Annotated in this window: 18 protein-coding genes; 14 read left to right on the plus strand and 4 right to left on the minus strand. The window is 44.2% G+C overall.

Features of this window, described 5'->3' with window-relative positions; genetic code table 11:
- Window positions 1–69: 69 nt before the first annotated feature.
- The 8 genes from VC188_RS09735 to VC188_RS09770 all read left to right on the plus strand — a co-directional run bounded on the left by VC188_RS09735 (window position 70) and on the right by VC188_RS09770 (window position 8,231).
- Window positions 70–966, plus strand: a complete 897-nt coding sequence (locus tag VC188_RS09735; protein ID WP_323483814.1) for a YdaU family protein — start codon at window positions 70–72, stop codon at window positions 964–966.
- Window positions 956–1,198: a hypothetical protein gene (locus VC188_RS09740; protein WP_323483815.1), complete on the plus strand. Its 243-nt coding sequence runs from the start codon at window positions 956–958 to the stop codon at window positions 1,196–1,198. Before VC188_RS09735 ends, VC188_RS09740 begins: the two co-directional genes overlap by 11 nt.
- On the plus strand, window positions 1,195–1,647 hold the full coding sequence (locus VC188_RS09745; protein ID WP_323483816.1) for a hypothetical protein: 453 nt from the start codon (window positions 1,195–1,197) through the stop codon (window positions 1,645–1,647). Before VC188_RS09740 ends, VC188_RS09745 begins: the two co-directional genes overlap by 4 nt.
- Before the next feature lie 3 nt (window positions 1,648–1,650).
- Window positions 1,651–2,958, plus strand: coding sequence for a terminase (locus VC188_RS09750; protein ID WP_323483817.1), 1,308 nt, complete (start codon window positions 1,651–1,653; stop codon window positions 2,956–2,958).
- Between the two features lie 95 nt (window positions 2,959–3,053).
- Window positions 3,054–4,328, plus strand: a complete 1,275-nt coding sequence (locus tag VC188_RS09755; protein ID WP_071467264.1) for an AAA family ATPase — start codon at window positions 3,054–3,056, stop codon at window positions 4,326–4,328.
- 5 nt (window positions 4,329–4,333) lie between these two features.
- Window positions 4,334–5,011 carry an RloB family protein gene (locus VC188_RS09760; RefSeq protein WP_323483818.1) on the plus strand — a complete coding sequence of 226 codons (678 nt, stop codon included), beginning with the start codon at window positions 4,334–4,336 and terminating at the stop codon, window positions 5,009–5,011.
- 51 nt (window positions 5,012–5,062) lie between these two features.
- A complete protein-coding gene (locus VC188_RS09765) occupies window positions 5,063–7,018 on the plus strand; it encodes a hypothetical protein (protein ID WP_323483819.1) in 1,956 nt (651 codons plus the stop codon).
- The gene (locus tag VC188_RS09770) at window positions 6,999–8,231 is read left to right on the plus strand and encodes a cell envelope integrity protein TolA (protein WP_323483820.1); all 1,233 of its coding nucleotides are present in this window, start codon (window positions 6,999–7,001) and stop codon (window positions 8,229–8,231) included. The genes VC188_RS09765 and VC188_RS09770 overlap by 20 nt, the downstream gene beginning before the upstream one ends.
- A 25-nt stretch (window positions 8,232–8,256) precedes the next feature.
- On the opposite strand, the gene VC188_RS09775 is transcribed toward VC188_RS09770, so the two are convergent.
- A complete protein-coding gene (locus tag VC188_RS09775; protein WP_323483821.1) occupies window positions 8,257–9,798 on the minus strand; it encodes a Fic family protein in 1,542 nt (513 codons plus the stop codon).
- A gap of 481 nt (window positions 9,799–10,279) precedes the next feature.
- Between VC188_RS09775 and VC188_RS09780 the strand changes: the two genes are divergently transcribed.
- The 5 genes from VC188_RS09780 (at window position 10,280) to VC188_RS09800 (ending at window position 13,796) form a co-directional block, all read left to right on the plus strand.
- Window positions 10,280–11,326 carry a phage major capsid protein gene (locus VC188_RS09780; protein WP_216223986.1) on the plus strand — a complete coding sequence of 349 codons (1,047 nt, stop codon included), beginning with the start codon at window positions 10,280–10,282 and terminating at the stop codon, window positions 11,324–11,326.
- Window positions 11,304–11,738, plus strand: coding sequence for a hypothetical protein (locus VC188_RS09785; protein WP_112204438.1), 435 nt, complete (start codon window positions 11,304–11,306; stop codon window positions 11,736–11,738). The genes VC188_RS09780 and VC188_RS09785 overlap by 23 nt, the downstream gene beginning before the upstream one ends.
- Before the next feature lie 184 nt (window positions 11,739–11,922).
- Window positions 11,923–12,459: a hypothetical protein gene (locus VC188_RS09790; protein WP_323483822.1), complete on the plus strand. Its 537-nt coding sequence runs from the start codon at window positions 11,923–11,925 to the stop codon at window positions 12,457–12,459.
- A complete protein-coding gene (locus VC188_RS09795) occupies window positions 12,456–12,809 on the plus strand; it encodes a M15 family metallopeptidase (protein WP_323483823.1) in 354 nt (117 codons plus the stop codon). Before VC188_RS09790 ends, VC188_RS09795 begins: the two co-directional genes overlap by 4 nt.
- Before the next feature lie 48 nt (window positions 12,810–12,857).
- A complete protein-coding gene (locus VC188_RS09800; RefSeq protein WP_323483824.1) occupies window positions 12,858–13,796 on the plus strand; it encodes a hypothetical protein in 939 nt (312 codons plus the stop codon).
- Window positions 13,797–13,820: 24 nt separating this feature from the next.
- Here the strand turns inward: VC188_RS09800 and VC188_RS09805 are convergent, their stop codons facing one another.
- Window positions 13,821–15,071, minus strand: a complete 1,251-nt coding sequence (locus VC188_RS09805; protein ID WP_323483825.1) for a tyrosine-type recombinase/integrase — start codon at window positions 15,069–15,071, stop codon at window positions 13,821–13,823.
- A gap of 470 nt (window positions 15,072–15,541) precedes the next feature.
- Window positions 15,542–16,156 (minus strand): 3'-5' exonuclease, encoded by a 615-nt coding sequence (locus VC188_RS09810; protein ID WP_216241981.1) that lies wholly within the window; start codon window positions 16,154–16,156, stop codon window positions 15,542–15,544.
- Window positions 16,157–16,327: 171 nt separating this feature from the next.
- Between VC188_RS09810 and VC188_RS09815 the strand changes: the two genes are divergently transcribed.
- On the plus strand, window positions 16,328–16,726 hold the full coding sequence (locus tag VC188_RS09815; RefSeq protein WP_323483826.1) for a metallophosphoesterase: 399 nt from the start codon (window positions 16,328–16,330) through the stop codon (window positions 16,724–16,726).
- Between the two features lie 15 nt (window positions 16,727–16,741).
- Here the strand turns inward: VC188_RS09815 and VC188_RS09820 are convergent.
- On the minus strand, window positions 16,742–16,850 hold a 109-nt coding region (locus VC188_RS09820), incomplete at its 5' end, for an IS3 family transposase (protein ID WP_323483827.1).

Below are 16,850 nucleotides of genomic sequence, written 5' to 3' on the forward strand. Positions count from 1 at the left end.
CGATTGTTAGATTCATCTCTTGCATAAATTATTTCTTGCAAGAAAAGAACAACGCGGAGACAGTATTAAATGAACTACTACGAGCATCACATTGGAGATTATGCAGAAGCCACTGCACATTTGACCTTTATCGAAGACGCTACTTATAGCCGTTTAATTAGAAAGTATTACGCCACAGAAAAGCCATTGCCGATTGATGTAAAGCTAGTGCAACGATTGATCAATGCAAGATCAAAAGAAGAAAAAAATTCAGTTATCTCGGTCCTGAATGAATTTTTTACTCTCACTGATGATGGTTGGAGACAAGAGCGCTGTGATCATGAAATAGCTCGCTTTAAAGACAAGCAAATCAAAGCCAGGCGCAGTGCTGAAGGCCGTTGGCAAGTATTTCAGTCAGATGATTTGCGCCAAGAAAATGACCCTCGAAATGCATGCGTTCGCATTGCGACCGCATTGCGAACGCAATGCTCACCAGACACCAAACACCAGACACCAGTCACCAATCTCCATACTCCAGACAAACAAAACAATGGGGGTGAAATCGAAAAAGTTTTACAAGGCGATGGTGAAAGGAAAAAACAAATTAAAACTCTTTTTGAAAAGGAGGGTTTGAATATTGGAGTAGACGATGAACGTATTGCCCTGTTGATTCAACAAGACCTAACCGTTGAAGAGGTTGAGGAGGCCATTGCCCAGGCAAAGGAAATGCGAAGGAGGGCATCAAGCTCTACCCCGATCAACACCGGATTTGTTCTGGCCATTCTGAAAGGGATGCGTAGGAAAGCCCTAGATTCTTCTGAAGATACCTGGTGGAAATCGAATGAGGGAATCGACCTTAAGGGACGAGAACTCGGAATGCGAGCTCAAGGCTCGGAGAGTTATGACTCTTTTAAAACCAGAATCTTTGCTGAACTGCGAAAAAGAAAAGAGATCCCAGCTACAACGGAGGCTTCCCATGCAAGCTAACCCATGTATAGCCGGAATCATTGATCGACCCGATATGGAAGATTTCCCAATTGGATCGATCGTTAAAACCCCAAGTGGTCGCATAGGGACAGTTGTAAAGCATCGTGGGGCTCAAAGTAGGCATGATCTGTTCCAGAGAATCATCATCGAGTTTGATGAGCCATTTGGTGATTCAGTGGCATTGCAACCCCATCTTTTGAAGATGATCAGAAGATCAGAAGCATCATCATGATTGAAAACAATCAAAAGAAATCAAAGCCAAAAGCAAAGCCGGCAAATAAAGGAGGAGCTAGGCCAGGAGCAGGGCGTAAAGAGGGCAGCCTCACCAAGAGAACTCGTGCAATTGCAGAAGTAGCAGCCGCACAAGGCATCACACCTTTAGAAGTCATGATAAGAACCATGATGGAGCTCTACAAGGAGGCTGAAAACTGCGCTAAGCATGATGATCATGCTCATGAAGGTGTAGGTCATGATCACGACATCATGATCACCGAGAGTCGAATCAAGCTTCTGAATATGGCTGCTACCATCGCCAGACACGCTGCCCCCTATATTCACCCGCGCCTATCTGCAATCGAGCATACCGGCAAGGATGGGGCGGCACTTCAAAGTGGTGTCTTGGTAGTGCCGGGGGCGATGAGTATGGATGATTGGGAGCAAGCTGCCCAAGCAAAACACTAGTCCATGAAAACCATCTGGGCACCATTGCCCGGTAGTCAGACTTTGTTTCTGACTTGCCCAGTGTATGAAGTATTGTTAGAGGGCACCCGAGGTGGGGGTAAGACGGATACCTTGCTCATGAGTTACGCCCAACATGTAGGCAGAGGTTTTGGAGATCACTGGCGCGGAACACTCTTTCGCCTCACCTATCCGCAGCTAGCGGATGTAGTGGCCAAGAGCAAGCGCTGGTTCTATCAAATCTTCCCAGGAGCCAAGTTCAATGAATCTGACTATGTGTGGAAGTGGCCTACCGGTGAGATGTTGTACTTGCGCTATGGAGCGAATGAAGACGATTACTGGAATTACCACGGCCATGAATACCCATGGCTAGGGTTCGAGGAGCTAACCAACTGGCGCAATCTGTCTTTCTATGAAGCAATGCATTCCACTTGCCGATCATCCCATCCTGGGATGCCAAGAATGGTGAGGGCAACATGCAATCCATTTGGAGTGGGGCATGCATCGGTTAAGGAAAGATTTCAGATTGGCGCAATACCGGCTGGGCAAATCATCAAGCAAGAAGGTTCTCTACCAAGGGTCCGAATACATTCGACGATTTTCGAAAACACTCATCTCCTAAAAAACGACCCTAACTATCTCATGAGCCTAGAGTCGCTAAGCGATCCAAACAGGCGTAGAGCCTGGTTAGAAGGTGATTGGGATATTCACGTGGGAAGTTTCCTCGAAGGCGTATGGCAGCCCTCTAAACACGTTGTAGAGCCATTTGCTATTCCGCCGACATGGAAGGTTTGGCGCTCTATGGATTGGGGATATGCCAGACCGTATGCCGTCTATTGGTTTGCCTTGTCTAATGATGGAGTCTATTACCTCTGGCGAGAACTCTATGGATATGGAGATAAAGAAAACACCGGTACCAGGGAAGATGCAACGGTAGTAGCCGAGAAGATAAAGAAGATAGAAGTTCACGACCAACGCCTTGGATATGAATACCGGATGAACTTAGCCGATCCATCCATCTTTTCAAAGATTGGAGCAGAGCGATCCATAGGTCAAATCTTCAGGGATAAGGGAGTGAAATGGACTGAGGCCTATAACGCCCCAAGAAGCAGAGTAAATGGCGCCCAAGAAATCATTCGCCTATTGGCCGAAGGAAGGCTAAAAGTCTTCAGTACTTGTAAGCATTGGCTCAGAACGATCCCTCAATTGCCACCGGATTCATTAAACCCTGAGGATGTAGATACTGATGCCGAGGATCATGCTTGGGATGCGACAAGGTATGGGGTTATGAGGGCAAGAAAAGCTGAAAGCTAAGTTTTTTTACCTTAAAACCCCTTATTTTCAAATATAAGTTGTCTTTTTGTATAATTTCTCCAATAATCTAGTTTAAATTGATTAAAAGAGCCAATATGTTACTCGAGTTCCGCGTTCAAAATTATCGCTCCATTAGGGATGAGCAGGTACTTAGCCTAGTTGCTTCGAACACTGATAATGAGCATCCATCTCATATTGCACACACTGGTATAGCCAGTATTGGAGACTGCGTTCGAAGTGCTGTTATTTACGGACCAAATGCTAGCGGGAAATCCACCTTACTACTTGCGCTAAATTACATGCGTGCAGTCATAGCTGAATCGGCTGCTGTAGTTCAGCCCGGACAAACATACAACGTTCAGCCTTTTAAGCTTGATGAAGGCTGCATAAATAAGCCGACTATATTTGAAATTTCTTTTATTTTTAATGGCATAAGACATCAATATTCATTTGCAATGAATGCAGAGAGAATTATTAGTGAATCACTTTTGCTTTATAAAACACGAAGACCCACGGAATATTTCAATAGAAAATTAAATGCAGATGGGGAAACATACACTTACGAGTTTAGCTCCTATTTAACTGGGCCTAAAAAATTATGGCAGGAAAGTACTAGGTCGAATGCTCTATTTCTTTCAACGGGTGCCCAGCTAAACAGTGACATATTGAGCCCTATTTTTCGTTGGCTGACAGAGAATATTTTGTATCTCCCGCCTGGCGCTGGTTTGGTTAGCGAACTAACTGGTCAGATGCTTTCTACTGATTCTGGTAGGGGTGCAATTAGAGATTTCTTATCTTCAGCTGACATAGGAATATCAAATGTTGAGGCTGTGCAGAGAAAAACTATGCATACCCAGTTTGTGATAAAAGAAGGGGGGGTTGCCCAAGCAAGTCCCGTCGAAAGCGACGTGCTTGTTCCAATTTTTGAGCACTCCACTAAAAAAGGAAAAGCAAAATTTGAGTTATCCGATGAATCGCAGGGCACTCAAAGGCTGTATTGGTTAATTGCACCGTTTTTAGATGTATTAAAGAATGGACGTATATTAGTTGTGGATGAGTTAGACGCAAGCTTGCACACACTGTTAGTACGAAAATTAATTGCAATGTTTAATGATCCAAATATAAATAAAGCAAATGCTCAATTAATATTTAGTACTCATGATATTTCGCTGCTTGATAACAGTCTGTTCCGAAGAGATCAAATTTGGTTTGTGGAAAAAAATCAAGATCAAGCAACTTGCCTATTCCCATTTACGGACTTTAGCCCAAGAAAGCTTGAGGCTTGGTCTCGCGGGTATTTAACTGGACGATATGGAGCCGTTCCTTTTTTCCCTGATGAGGCAGAAATAGCACGTGAGATATTGGGTTAGATCCAGTGGGAGCGGACAACCAAGCAAAGCATAGGCAGGCTTCACGGGATCTTAGTCGAAAAAAAGCTAAGCGTGATACCTATGAGCGACTTCTTATTATCTGTGAAGGCGAGAAAACGGAACCCCAGTATTTAAATGAAATAAAGAATGAATTAAAGCTAAGAACTGCCCATGTTCAGGTATTCCAAAGTCCTCTTGGCACAACCCCATTACAGGTTGTTGATGGTGCGGAGCATATCTTTCTAAACGGGGACCTTTCAAGGGATATTCGCCCTCGTGAATTTGATAGGATCTTTGTGGTTTTTGATCGAGATAGCCATCAGACTTATTTCAATGCCCTTGCACGAGTAAATTCGCTAAATAATCATTATTTAAATGATGATGAAGAGTTGACGCCTTTTCATGCAATTCCTTCGATCCCGTGTTTTGAATTATGGTTACTCTTTCATTTTCAGAATATGCAGTCCCCAATTCAAAGGAGCGACGTTTATAAATTGATTGGCAAATATTTACCGGGCTATGAAAAAGGTTCAAAGGGTCACTGGCAAAATACAAAAGAGAATTTAGATGTTGCTACAAAAAGATCAATGGTGCAGATAGGGCTTGCGCAACCGATAGCTGGCGTTGGACCTAGCACTGCAATGCATGATTTAGTGCTTCATTTGCTGCACCTCAAGGACTGAAAAATTCAAATTAAATTCATTATTCTTAGGGTCTAGCTCTATAAATGTGGGGTGCCAGCTCAAGACCCCAAAGCTCTTCAACAAAAATGGACTGCCCGCATCACTCATGCGCGCGCGCACTGGTCAGCCTTCCATAAGCGCGTAAGGCATAACCGCAATACTGTGGCCGGCTTTAATTGGAATGCAGACCCAACTAGCAAAGACTTCTACAGTCTTAGAGCCAACCTAATACATGGCACTATCTCTGCCGTACTACCCAATGTATACGCAAGAAACCCAGAGATCTCTACAGCACCATTAAATTCGGGTGCTGACCTCAAGCTCTTTTGTAGAACGTTAGAGGCGGTAACGAATAGAGCCTTAGAAAACGCGCAACTCAAAAACCGAGCTAAGTCGACAGTAAGAGCGGCATTGACTTGTAGCTACGGAATTCTCAAAGTGATGTACCAAAGAGACCCAGGCAAGGATGCTTACATTAAAGGGCGGATTAACGATGCCCAAGAGAATCTACTGCTTATCGAAGAGCTAGAGCAAGATCTCAATGACGGTAGTCAGAGTCATCATCATGATGTCAAGAGGGCAGAGTTAGATGAACTCATCGGATCTTCATATGAGCGCTCAGAGGTTAATGCTGCTGAAGGTCTAGTCATTGATAGAGTCCTTACCGAGAATCTGCTCATCGATCCCTCAATCTGTGAGTTCTGGGATTACACCGATGCGGACTGGATCTGCCAAGTTATACCCATGAAGCGCTCGCAGGCTGAGGCTATGTACAAGAAGAATCTAGCCAAGGCCAAGATCTACCAACCAGGTCAAGGCGAACCCTCGCATAAGAAAGCTAGGCGCTTAGCCTCAATGCATATGGATGCAAGCAAAAGTCCGGTGAGTGATGATCAGCAGATCGCAGTCTTGGAAATCTGGGATAGAGCTACTCAGCGCGTTTACACCATGGTAGAGGGCGCAACAGAATGGCTACGTGAGCCTTACTCCCCGCCAAGAGCTGGTGAGCGGTGGTATCCATTCTTCCTATTGCCTTACCAGGTAGTAGATGGTCAATTCGTTGGCCCAAGCCTAGTTGATCTGACTGAACGACTTCAAGATGAACACAACGAAGCGCGCGATCGCTTTAATCAACATCGAGACCTTTGCATTCCAGGGTGGGTGGCATCAGCTGATATCAATGAGAAAACAATTAAGAAACATGCGGATTCAAGGTTCGGTGAGATCACCATCGTTGATACCGAAGGCAAGCCCCTAAACCAAGTAATTATTCCTAGGGGTCATCCCAAGATCGACCCCATCGTTTATGACACTAGTGCAGTACGTTATGACTGGGAACAAGTTACAGGACTGCAAGATGCTGCGCGCTCAACAGTCGTCAGACCTAAGACAGCTACTGAAGCCAATATCTTACAAAGAGCGTTATCGGGGCGTGTATTTGAATTCAAAGATCAGATAGAAGATTGGCTGCAAGAGATAGCCCAATACAGCGCCCAAGTTCTATTGCAGGAGTTAACTGGCGAGCAGGTAGAGCGTTATATGGGCGCGCCAATTACCAGAACAGCCATGGTCGATGGTCAGCTCACTATCACTAAAGAGAAAACCTATGACTGGCCAACGCTTAGCAAAGATCGAATCTTTGACATGGTCGATCTCAGAATCAGAGCGGGTACTACCGGCGCACCAGATGGCATAGAAGAAAAAGAAGGTTGGTTGAAAGTCCTGCCAATGATTACAAATCTATCAATACAAATTCAAAACCTACAAGCTAGAGGAATGGATTACGAACATATCCGTAATCTCCTACGGGAAACGGTCTTGCGATATGACGATCGTATCGATTCAAATCTATTTATACCGAATGTAGAAAAGCAAGCGGAGGGATATGTCGACCCCAACTTTGGAGTCAATCTATTTTTGGAGGGGCAACGAAGAGTCAATAACGAGATAAGTAGTGAACGTAATACATTCAAAGAGGAGATCAGCAATGACGCAGGTGGCAAATGAAGTAACGAGTTTTAAATCAGAGGTTCTCAGCAATGGTGGATCCATTCAAAGAGCTCAAAATAGGGAAGAGCTAAAAGAACGCGAGCGCTTGAGGAAAGAGGCTGAAGACAAACATGCGGCTGAAGTACACGCCAGGAGAATAAAGGCAAGAGAAGAGCGTGATCTGAAGTTAGCCGAAAGAGCAGCAGCTCAGAAGGCATCCGATGAAGAAAAGGCAAGAAAAGCTGAGGAGCAAGCAGTTGCCAAATTAGCTAAAGAGCATGAAGCTGAAAAGCAAAAGGCGCTCAGGGTTCAAAAAGCAGAGCCTAAAAGTCAGGCTACCAGTTTGCTTGATGACCTCAGTAAAGTATCCAAGCCCAGCGCATCTCTTGCTCAAATATCTGAGGATATTGAAGAGGGAGAAGAGTTAGAGGATTCAGAGGTTGAGCCAATCTTTGCTCCAATCAATGGCGAGGTACAGGTGCCTGCCATGATGACCGCTCCCCAGGAGGATTTAGAGCCTCAAGCTTATGACCTGGGAGAGTTATTGCCTGCACCAGCTGCCATCAATGTAGATGCACTCCCACAGCCAGCCATTCAGACTGAAAGCGCAGAAGAATTAATCAATCGGGTGTTGAACCCCGGACCTGCGGATTCGAGCCCCGAGAGCAATAACAAGCCTAATGAAGAAGCCTCCGCCGACATCAAGTCAAAGCGTGGGTGCGAACGAATCCAAAAGATCATCAATGAGAAACGTGATCTAGAAAAGCAGGTTGAGGATTTACAAGTTACTGTGGTGAGCTTACAAGATGCTCTTCATAAATACGAAATCGAGAGTCAATTTATTGATAACGCAATGTCAGTATCTAGCAAGCAGAAGAAACCTGCCGAGCTAGTATCAGAGGCCAAGCACCAGATCATCAAATACTTAAACTCTCGCGAAGATGAGGTTGATCATTCGGCTAAGGCTCAATGCTTTTACAAGTATCTGACTGATCCTTTTTATATGCAGGTATTTGTACAGACCAATAAACCAGAGAAATGGCAATCTACGATTGAATCCATCTACGACTCAATAGGGATGCCAGAGCCTAGCTTCGCCAATGTAAAGATCACGCCACTGCAGACGCTTCAGCCTATTCGGGCGCGCACCTCAACTCTGGGGGCGCCACTCGCTAGCTCTGAAAACCCTATGGATCGAATTGCTCAGCACTTAGGCAATATGGGAATCTAAAGAGGATAAAAATGGCTCAAGAGATTTATTGAGCCATTTCTTCTGCTAAAAATTTAGTCAAAGGTTTGATGTCACCATCCACGCTCGCTTTTTCAAGTGCATTCATATAGCGCTTTCTCTCACTTACCCGAACGACGGTCCATGGGTATCCGCCTGATGCCAATAAAGCATTCATCAAGAAGCGTCCAATACGGCCATTGCCATCAAAGTAGGGGTGAATGAAAACAAAGAGATGGTGACCTAAAACTGCTCTTACGCAGGCCTCTGGCTCATGTTCAATTAAATCAAACAAAGCTTCCATACTATCAAGTAGCGCCTCTCTTGGCAGGGGGGTGTGTAAGGAGTTGCGAATAAATACCGGACCCGTCCGATAACCTGCTAACTGATGGCGTTGCAAAATACCCGCGAGTACTGTTGGATTGAACATGGCGGCGTACCAGTCATGATGGCTTTTTCTGACAACATCACCTGAATTGGCTTTAGCCAAAATTAATTTAATACTTTCTTTTACTTCGTTAAAGGCTAGAAAGTAGCCGCGAGCAGCTAAAGTATCTTTACTCTTTTTATCCTCTTCACTAATTTCTGGATTCCAGCCTTCCTTAGCAATACGCTCAATCAATTCATCAGTAACTTGATAGCCTTCAATCGAGAGAGAGTTGTAGGCATCTGCTACATAACGTTCCTGAATTTGCTTGAGGTAAGCTGCTGGGCTTTTCGGAATGCCTGGAGCCTTTGGAAAATTCTTGATAACGTCTTCACGCCATGTTGCCCACATGGAGCGAATGCGTAGAACATAGGGAGACTTTTCTCGCGATTGGCTGATAGTGGGTTCGGGTAGCTCAAATGGATTCTTGGGCGCGATGGCGTGGCCAGCCTTGCTCAGAGCCTTAATAATGCGCTCGCCATCATCTTTCCTATTAGCAAAAGTAAGTGCACCTGCCAAGCGAGCAGCGGCCGTTGGGAGGCAATTGCCCATCAGTAGAGTTGCCAGTAATTCTGCTGGGTCACGTACCATCGCCAATCCAATTTCCGCCTCCATGGGATGATTGATAAAGAACTGGGGCCCCACCATACAAAGTGCTTCAGCTATTGGTAAGACTTGTAAGCCTCGAATTTCTGTACGGGTTTTGGAAACGCGCTTCTCATCCTGATAAATAACCAGTGACGTATCAAATGGGAGTTTGACAATGCTAGTGCCACCATCTTTGCTAACAATGGTAATTTGCTTGGGAACGGTAGTGCTGCCAGTATGTAGCAGGAGTGATGCCTCGGCATTTAAGCAGTAGCGCTTACCAAAACGCTTGGCAAGATACCCAGACATAAAGGCCCAATAATTGGCATACCAAGCAGTAGAGTCACCATCATGATCGCTAGGGTTTGAGCAAATGTACCAACCCTTCATTACCGAGCGTATAAACCCAGTTTCTAAAAGCAGGGCGCGCTGGGAGTCAGCGAGATCTTTTGATTCAATCACGCCATGATGCTTATCTTGGAGCTTTTTTAAAGCCTTTAAAGACTCAGAAAGCTTCAGAGAATCTGTACTTTTTTTGATTGACTTAGTTGCCATTGATTTTCTTAAATTATTGATTTAAATAGATTTAATACAGATAATTACTTTGTTTTTCCATATAAATTTACTTTGTTATCTAGGTAAAATCTACTTTGTTATTGTCCCACACTTGATGATAAAAGTATGTAGTTCAATAGAGGGCTTATGTGGACTATGGGCATTCATTCCGTCAAGGGCACCCCAAAGGGGTGGCTTGCGAACCCTTGACGGCCACGATTAAAGCAACGCTCTTTTATGCCCAAGGTGGCAGAAAGACACATTGGGCATAAAGACCTAAAGCGAGTTCATTTAGTAACTCAACAAAAACCCCACAAATATCCCGAGCCTATATCTACCGCCCCAATAATTGATCTCAGTGCTTCACGCCTATGCGTTAAAGCTAGAGTCGCGCCTAGTAGCGTAGCAATGGATGGGTTCACGCTCCATCACCAGGTATTGAAGCCACCAATTTATTAAATAACTATTGATGGGGTGGCATATGCCAATTTCAAATACAGACTTGCAAGAGTTAGCTAAGGTTTCCTTGGATGAGTACCTTCGCAATCTACCAGTCGATCAAATCGCTGTAGAGAGACCTTTCCTTAAAAAACTGATGGAAGGGCGCAAGAGCCTATTGGGCGCAAAGCAGAACGTAGTCGAGAACATCCGCAAAGAACACGGTAGTAACTTTAGCTGGGCCTTTGGAGAAGAGACGGTCAAGTTCAATAAACGTAATACGACTGAGCAAGCTTCCTTCCCGTGGCGCAGAGCAGTGGATGGTCTCTATATTGACTATGACCGCTTATTCAGTAACGGCATCAAAGTGCGTGAAGGTGGGGCGCGAGGTTTTCAGCTCGAATACAACGAACGCGTACAGTTGATCAATCTCTTGGATGAGCAATTAGAAGTCCTACGAGAAGGATTCCTTAATAAGCTAGATCTTGAGCTGCACCGCGACGGCTCACATGGCGCAGATGCAGTAGTGGGACTGGATAGCCTTGTTAGTCTAGCTCCAGATGCCGGCACCGTAGGGGGTATTGATCGAGCCAAGGCAAGCTACTGGCGTAACTACGCCGTCAAAGACATCGCCTCAACAGCGCCAGGTAACTTGGTGGGGGAGATGGAGACTGCATGGCGTCAATGTATTAAGCATGGCGGAAGTCCAGATTTCATCATCGCGGGTGGTAAGTTTATTGACACCTATCGCAAGCAAGTGACGGTAACCCATATCGCTGGATCTGGTGAGACCAAGTACATCGATGCTGGCGTAGGAGCAGGAGTCAATACAGGACTCGCGTTCAAAGGAGTGGAGATCATCTGGGATCCGCAGTTTGATGAGTTAGATGCCATGGCTAACCGTACTGTGGAGTGGAGCAAGCGCTGCTATTTCCTCAACACGCGCTTTATGAAGCTACGCGATGACGATCTAGATATCGTTGCCCCCATTCGTCCGCACGACACGCTCGCTATGTACGCCATGGTGAACTTACGTTGTGCTTTATCCATCTCAAGAGCAAATGCCCATGCGGTATTGGCTATTCAATAAGGAGAAAGACATGCAAAACAATCAAATAAGCCATAAGGAGCTAGTACATAGTGATTATCAAATACGAGAAGTGGAAGCGGTGGTGCGCAGGGACGCGTTTACAACAATTCATGTGCATGTGCCTCCGTACGAAACCAATATCCTTCGCAATCTCTTTGGGCGCGAGAACGTCACGGTATTTGAGCGACCCAATCAAACCACCATTACTCCAGAACAAGAGTACGACCGCCTGTGCGCCAAGTACGGACATGAAGTCGTAGCCAAAGTCTTTGGTGAAGATGATGGTGATCGCCTGATGGAGATCGTAGAAGGGCTGATGGCTGAAGGACGAATACCGGCTCAAGAACAAACATTAGATAAGGCTCTTGAACCAGAATTACCGCAAGAAACTAAAGGAGCCAAGAAACGCTAGGAGAAGGGGAGGACAACCCTAGCAGCAGGTGTTTGGGTGCGGCTGCGGATGTTGAAGTAACCATGGTGTGTGGGCGCGCGTAACTGCGCCCCACTGCCAACACCAAAAAAAACCTAGGCGGTAGTGGGGCGGTGGACTTCCATACTTATTCATACCTTCGAGCATCAAGAAAAGAGCTAATGACATGCTTCCAATCATCACATCTCTAGTGCAAACCTTGGCCGTCAATGGCCTTGGTCTGCTTGCGGGCGCGGTTCAAGCCAAAGGCAAGGAATTTATTGAGAGCAAGATTGGCGCGCGCATTCCTGACAACCCCAGTCATGAAGATCTCATCAAGCTCAAGCAATTAGAGATAGAGCAAGAGCAGCTTCTATTGCAATACACGCTTAAGCAAAAAGAACTTGAAATAGAGGAATCTAAACTTCTAGCTGAGATGCATCGTGCCTCACAAGAGAATGCCACTAACAGATGGCAATCCGATATGGGCAGTGACTCCAGGTTATCGAAGAACATCAGACCAGGAACTCTGGTTTATATCCTCACGGCCTACCTGTTATTCGCCTTGCTCTCAGCCATGGGTATTGATATTAATGAAGCCTATGTAAAGCTCCTCGGCGAATGGGGCCAGTTAGTCATGCTGGCTTACTTCGGCGGTAGATCAGTCGAGAAGATCTTTGAGATGCGTATGCATTGCTCAAATAAAAAAGAAGAAGCTACGTGAATACAAAGGTAAGTGGTCTAGTAGCAGAACAAGCTGCCTTCCTAATTGATGTCAGTAGACTCATTCAGTTTGCCACTGCAGAGGGGTGGGTTGTTACAGGAGGTGAGCTATGGCGTTCACCCGAGCAGCAAGAGATCTACTTTAAAACAGGTAGATCAAAGACTATGAATAGCAATCATTTAAGACGCTGCGCTATTGATCTGAACTTCTTCTGGAATGGAAAGCTCGTATGGGATAAAGAGCTAATAAGAACTGTTGGCGAGTACTGGGAAAGCCTAAGCCCCAAGAATAGGTGGGGAGGAAATTTCAAGGGTTTTGTCGATGTACCGCATTTTGAGAGATCATCTTAGAATAAGACATTAATATTCGATGCTTATGTTTATAACTAAGGTTTTTAAATGATCAATAATGGTCGTGAATTGCTTGATAAATTTCACCTAGGTAGCGACGGGTACTTTTATGATCCTGTAATTCTCTCTGATGCTGATGCGGGATTTTCTATTCGGAGGAATTATCCAGAGGAGATTCGTTATAAGCCGGCAAGATATTTAGATGAAAGCCCAGATAACGTTGCAGTCATTTGGGTTGTTTTTGATAAAAAACGTATTCAGGCAGATAAGCCAGCCTTAGTTCCAATACGTTGCCGTATCGCAACAATGAGTATCTATAGGGCAGAGCATTGGGATTATGATTTTGACGATCTAAAATGTCCATCTAGAGACTCGGTCGAGATGTCTAATGCATCTCCTCAACCATTTTCACTTGATTTTCCAAGTGAGTATTTTTATAGCACTGAAAAAAATATATTTCTCACTAAGGAGGGTGTGAGTATTTCAGGAATAGAAATATTAAATTCAATCTTTAAGGAGCATGTAGATTCTGTTCATTTAATTAGAGGCTTAAAGTACAAAATACAGTCCTTAAAGAACTCGGCTGAGAATTCATTTTTCGAGGTCTTCATAAAGCTAATTAAAATTACTCTCAAGTTTTTGTTCGGGAGAACAATTGATGAAGACTGGAAAGTAAATAGTGCATTCCGCGGCTATCCAATGAGCGCATTTAAAAAGCTTCAGCTATCTTCAATAGAAGTATTGGGCTACAGAACGTCTAAGAATGTCATTGTTATTTTTTGCCTTCTAGTGGTATTTTTATCCTTTCTATTTTTACCTCTAGACGATGGCTCGTATCCAAGTTCTGTATTGGATAGTGAGATATTGACAACAATCCATGCTCTTTTAGCGCTTATTATTCTCGATGAGGTAGTACCTTTAATTTTATTTGGCCTTATGAATTTGCTGATTTTCTTTCGTAGAAAGCGACTATTTTCAATGCCTTGACTTTACCCCTACAGGTTTTAAAAATTAGGCATGAATATATTTGCACCATATTTCCATTAGACCAGCCCGTTTCTCCAATTGATCCTGCCTCCTATAAGCAGCCTCCGATTTATTCTTAATAGTATGGGCTAAAGCAAGCTCAACAGTCTCGTTTGAATAGTCAGTAGTTTCTGCAGCCCAGTCCCTAAATGTAGATCTAAATCCGTGGGGAACATATTGAGCATATGCAGGCATTCTCTTCATGATTGCAATTAGAGACATATTCGACATGTTGTCTTTGTTGTAACGTTTGCTCGGAAACAAGGATTCATTCACGCGATGCTTAGAGAGGTAGTCGTATATCTCAACAGCTCGGATATTTAGTGGAACCCGATGCGCTTTGCCGGCCTTCATTCTCTCGGCCGGAATAGTCCAAACCTTATTTTCAATATCAAACTCATCCCATTTGGCATTAAGCACTTCACCCGTACGTGTAGCCGTAAGAATTAAGAACTCAAGAGCGAGTACAGAGAAACCACTCTTTGTTCTTAACTCTCTCATAAACTCACCAATCTGCAGGAATGGCAGGGCAGGGTGGTGACTCTTCTTCTGGATCTTATTGGCTTTGGGTAATAGATGGGCTAGTGCGCCTTTAAGGCGAGCAGGATTATCCCCTTTGATGTATTCATGAGCCTTGCACCAGTCAAGGATCACCTCAATTCGTTGGCGTACACGAGTTGCCGTTTCTGTGCGGACATTCCAGAAGGGCCCCTCAACTTCTCCAGACTTCTTCTTGATTTCTTGCTCAAGAAGCTTGGCGATATGGCCAGTATTGATTTGATCAACCCGCATCTTTCCAATTTTTGGATTAACAAAAGTAGCCATAGTGTTTACCCATTGATCAGCATGCTTCGCATTCTTCCATTCTGATCGTTTAGCTGCAATACAACGCTCTGCTGCAATTGAGAAGGTAATTCCATCCTCAGTGGCGGCTAGGGCTTCAGTCCGAATCCTGTTGCGCTGTTCTATCGGATCAACACCATCTAGAATTAATTTACGAAGCTCAAGCGTTTTCCGTCTGGCATCAGCAAGTGAGCGGACCTCTAGCGGGCCCAAGCCCATATCTCTGCGCTTGAATGAAGTAGGGCTGGTATAGCGAAATATCCAACTTCGCATGATTTTGTTTACCCCCGTCATCACCTGAAGATATAGCCCTCGGGATTCTGAGTCGTGGTAAAAACCTGGTTCAGAGAGATTGGCGATACGACGTGCCGTAAAGCTAAATTTATTCGACATTCGGCATTCCAAACTCAAGCAAAATCACCCCTTTTGAACACCTATTTAATCAACATATTTTATTGAACCTCAATGGGTTACTCGGGAGTGTGGTTACATAGAAGCCATATTGATGATGGGTCTAATGATGGAGTTTGAACCCCCCTTTGTACCCACCGTGCAGAAAAAAAATAGATTAAAAAGTTAACCCTTTATTGGTTATTCGGCAGTCGAAACTCTCTAAGGCGCTAACGATGATTTTTTTCCCGTTACTCACCCATCAGCAAGACATAGTCTCAGATGGATTTAGGTGGTTTACTCGGGAATAGGGTCAACCTTGAAAGCCATATATTTAAAGGGTTTATGGGTAATGGTAGAGCGCATTGGAGGGGCAAAATCTGGACACCTCTTCCGCCATATACGACAGCAGAGCCCCTATAGATGAGGCCCTTTGTTTTTGGAGCTCTTCTACCCACCCTTTAATCTTGGCTTTATGATCCCCAGTGAATTTTCTTGGCATCTGTTACCAATTGATAGTGTTGGTTTTGTCTTTCCAGGATAGCGAAGAAAAGTCGTAGCGTATTAAAGGCATCATCATCCGCTCGGTGGGTTATGCCGTCAAAATGAAGCTTAAAGCTAGCAAGCGCAGATGACAGTCCGCCACTTGGTTTCTTTCCTATTGCCAGCATATGCAAGGTGTACCAAGTTTTTACATCAATCCATCTACGCCCAAAATAGGGAAAATGAACGCCTCGATTTTTGAACTCAAGCTTCAACTCTGTTGAATCGCCACCACCCCAGCTAATCGGGTTGATGAAGCACTGGTGAACTTCGATCAACTCGCCGATTTCTTTGGCGACCTGTTCATGAGGCACGGCATTTTTGAGGATGTCTTCATTAGATATGCCGGTCAAACTGGTAATGAATTCGAAGATAGGCTCTTGCGGATCTAAATACCATTTGTACTTAGCAATACTGTTATTTTTGTAATTTAAATAACTTCCAATCGCAACTCCCACCTGAATGATCTTGGGATGTACGGTTGTATTATCTTGCGCATTATTCAGTTCAAGATCTAACGAAAAATAACACTGTTTTTGATCCATTTTTTTCTACATTGAGTTGGCGAGTTTGTAATTTAGGTTGTAGCAGTGTAGTAGTCAACTATATCCTCAATGCCTTGTAGGACGGCATGGTTAATTGATTCAATACAATCCTTGCCTTAAGAAGAGATTCATCTTCTTAATTCCAATGTAAAAATTTATCAAATAGTGCATATGAAAATTCATATTTTGAGCGACCTTCACTTAGAGTTTGCCGCTTTCAATCCCGAGCCAACTGATGCGGATGTTGTGGTTCTAGCAGGAGATATTGATGTCCGCTCTAGTGGTGTTGGATGGGCGCGTGATACCTTTCCAGATCAGGAAATTATCTATGTTGCCGGAAATCATGAGTTTTATGGATCTCAGCGACTTGAACTTATTTCGAAGTTACAAGAGCAATGCGTGCTTTATGAAGTTCATTTTTTAGATGATCGAGCAATTCAGTTGCAAAGTGCTAATGATAAAAAACCCGTCCGTTTTTTAGGTGCCACCTTATGGACAGATTTCTTATTGTTTGATGATGAGTTGAGAGAAAAATGCATCATGTATGGCGAAATGTATTTAAATGATTGAATCGCTACCAATATCCTAGACACTTCCCAACCTCGCTTGGTACTGCTCTTCAAATCTTACCGGAGAAAGTCCATTGTTGTAACTATGGCGCCTAACCGGGTTGTAAAACATTTCGATGTAATCA

This window comes from Polynucleobacter sp. MG-28-Ekke-A2 (assembly GCF_035012985.1).
In the GTDB taxonomy this organism is placed as follows: Bacteria; Pseudomonadota; Gammaproteobacteria; order Burkholderiales; family Burkholderiaceae; genus Polynucleobacter.

Bases quoted from the DNA above. Each gene is read 5' to 3' on its own strand.
- VC188_RS09735 (WP_323483814.1), top strand. From the start codon at position 70: ATGAACTACTACGAGCATCACATTGGAGATTATGCAGAAGCCACTGCA.
- VC188_RS09740 (WP_323483815.1), top strand. From the start codon at position 956: ATGCAAGCTAACCCATGTATAGCCGGAATCATTGATCGACCCGATATG.
- VC188_RS09745 (WP_323483816.1), top strand. From the start codon at position 1,195: ATGATTGAAAACAATCAAAAGAAATCAAAGCCAAAAGCAAAGCCGGCA.
- VC188_RS09750 (WP_323483817.1), top strand. From the start codon at position 1,651: ATGAAAACCATCTGGGCACCATTGCCCGGTAGTCAGACTTTGTTTCTG.
- VC188_RS09755 (WP_071467264.1), top strand. From the start codon at position 3,054: ATGTTACTCGAGTTCCGCGTTCAAAATTATCGCTCCATTAGGGATGAG.
- VC188_RS09770 (WP_323483820.1), top strand. From the start codon at position 6,999: ATGACGCAGGTGGCAAATGAAGTAACGAGTTTTAAATCAGAGGTTCTC.
- VC188_RS09775 (WP_323483821.1), bottom strand. From the start codon at position 9,798: ATGGCAACTAAGTCAATCAAAAAAAGTACAGATTCTCTGAAGCTTTCT.
- VC188_RS09780 (WP_216223986.1), top strand. From the start codon at position 10,280: ATGCCAATTTCAAATACAGACTTGCAAGAGTTAGCTAAGGTTTCCTTG.
- VC188_RS09785 (WP_112204438.1), top strand. From the start codon at position 11,304: ATGCGGTATTGGCTATTCAATAAGGAGAAAGACATGCAAAACAATCAA.
- VC188_RS09790 (WP_323483822.1), top strand. From the start codon at position 11,923: ATGCTTCCAATCATCACATCTCTAGTGCAAACCTTGGCCGTCAATGGC.
- VC188_RS09800 (WP_323483824.1), top strand. From the start codon at position 12,858: ATGATCAATAATGGTCGTGAATTGCTTGATAAATTTCACCTAGGTAGC.
- VC188_RS09805 (WP_323483825.1), bottom strand. From the start codon at position 15,071: ATGTCGAATAAATTTAGCTTTACGGCACGTCGTATCGCCAATCTCTCT.
- VC188_RS09810 (WP_216241981.1), bottom strand. From the start codon at position 16,156: ATGGATCAAAAACAGTGTTATTTTTCGTTAGATCTTGAACTGAATAAT.
- VC188_RS09815 (WP_323483826.1), top strand. From the start codon at position 16,328: ATGAAAATTCATATTTTGAGCGACCTTCACTTAGAGTTTGCCGCTTTC.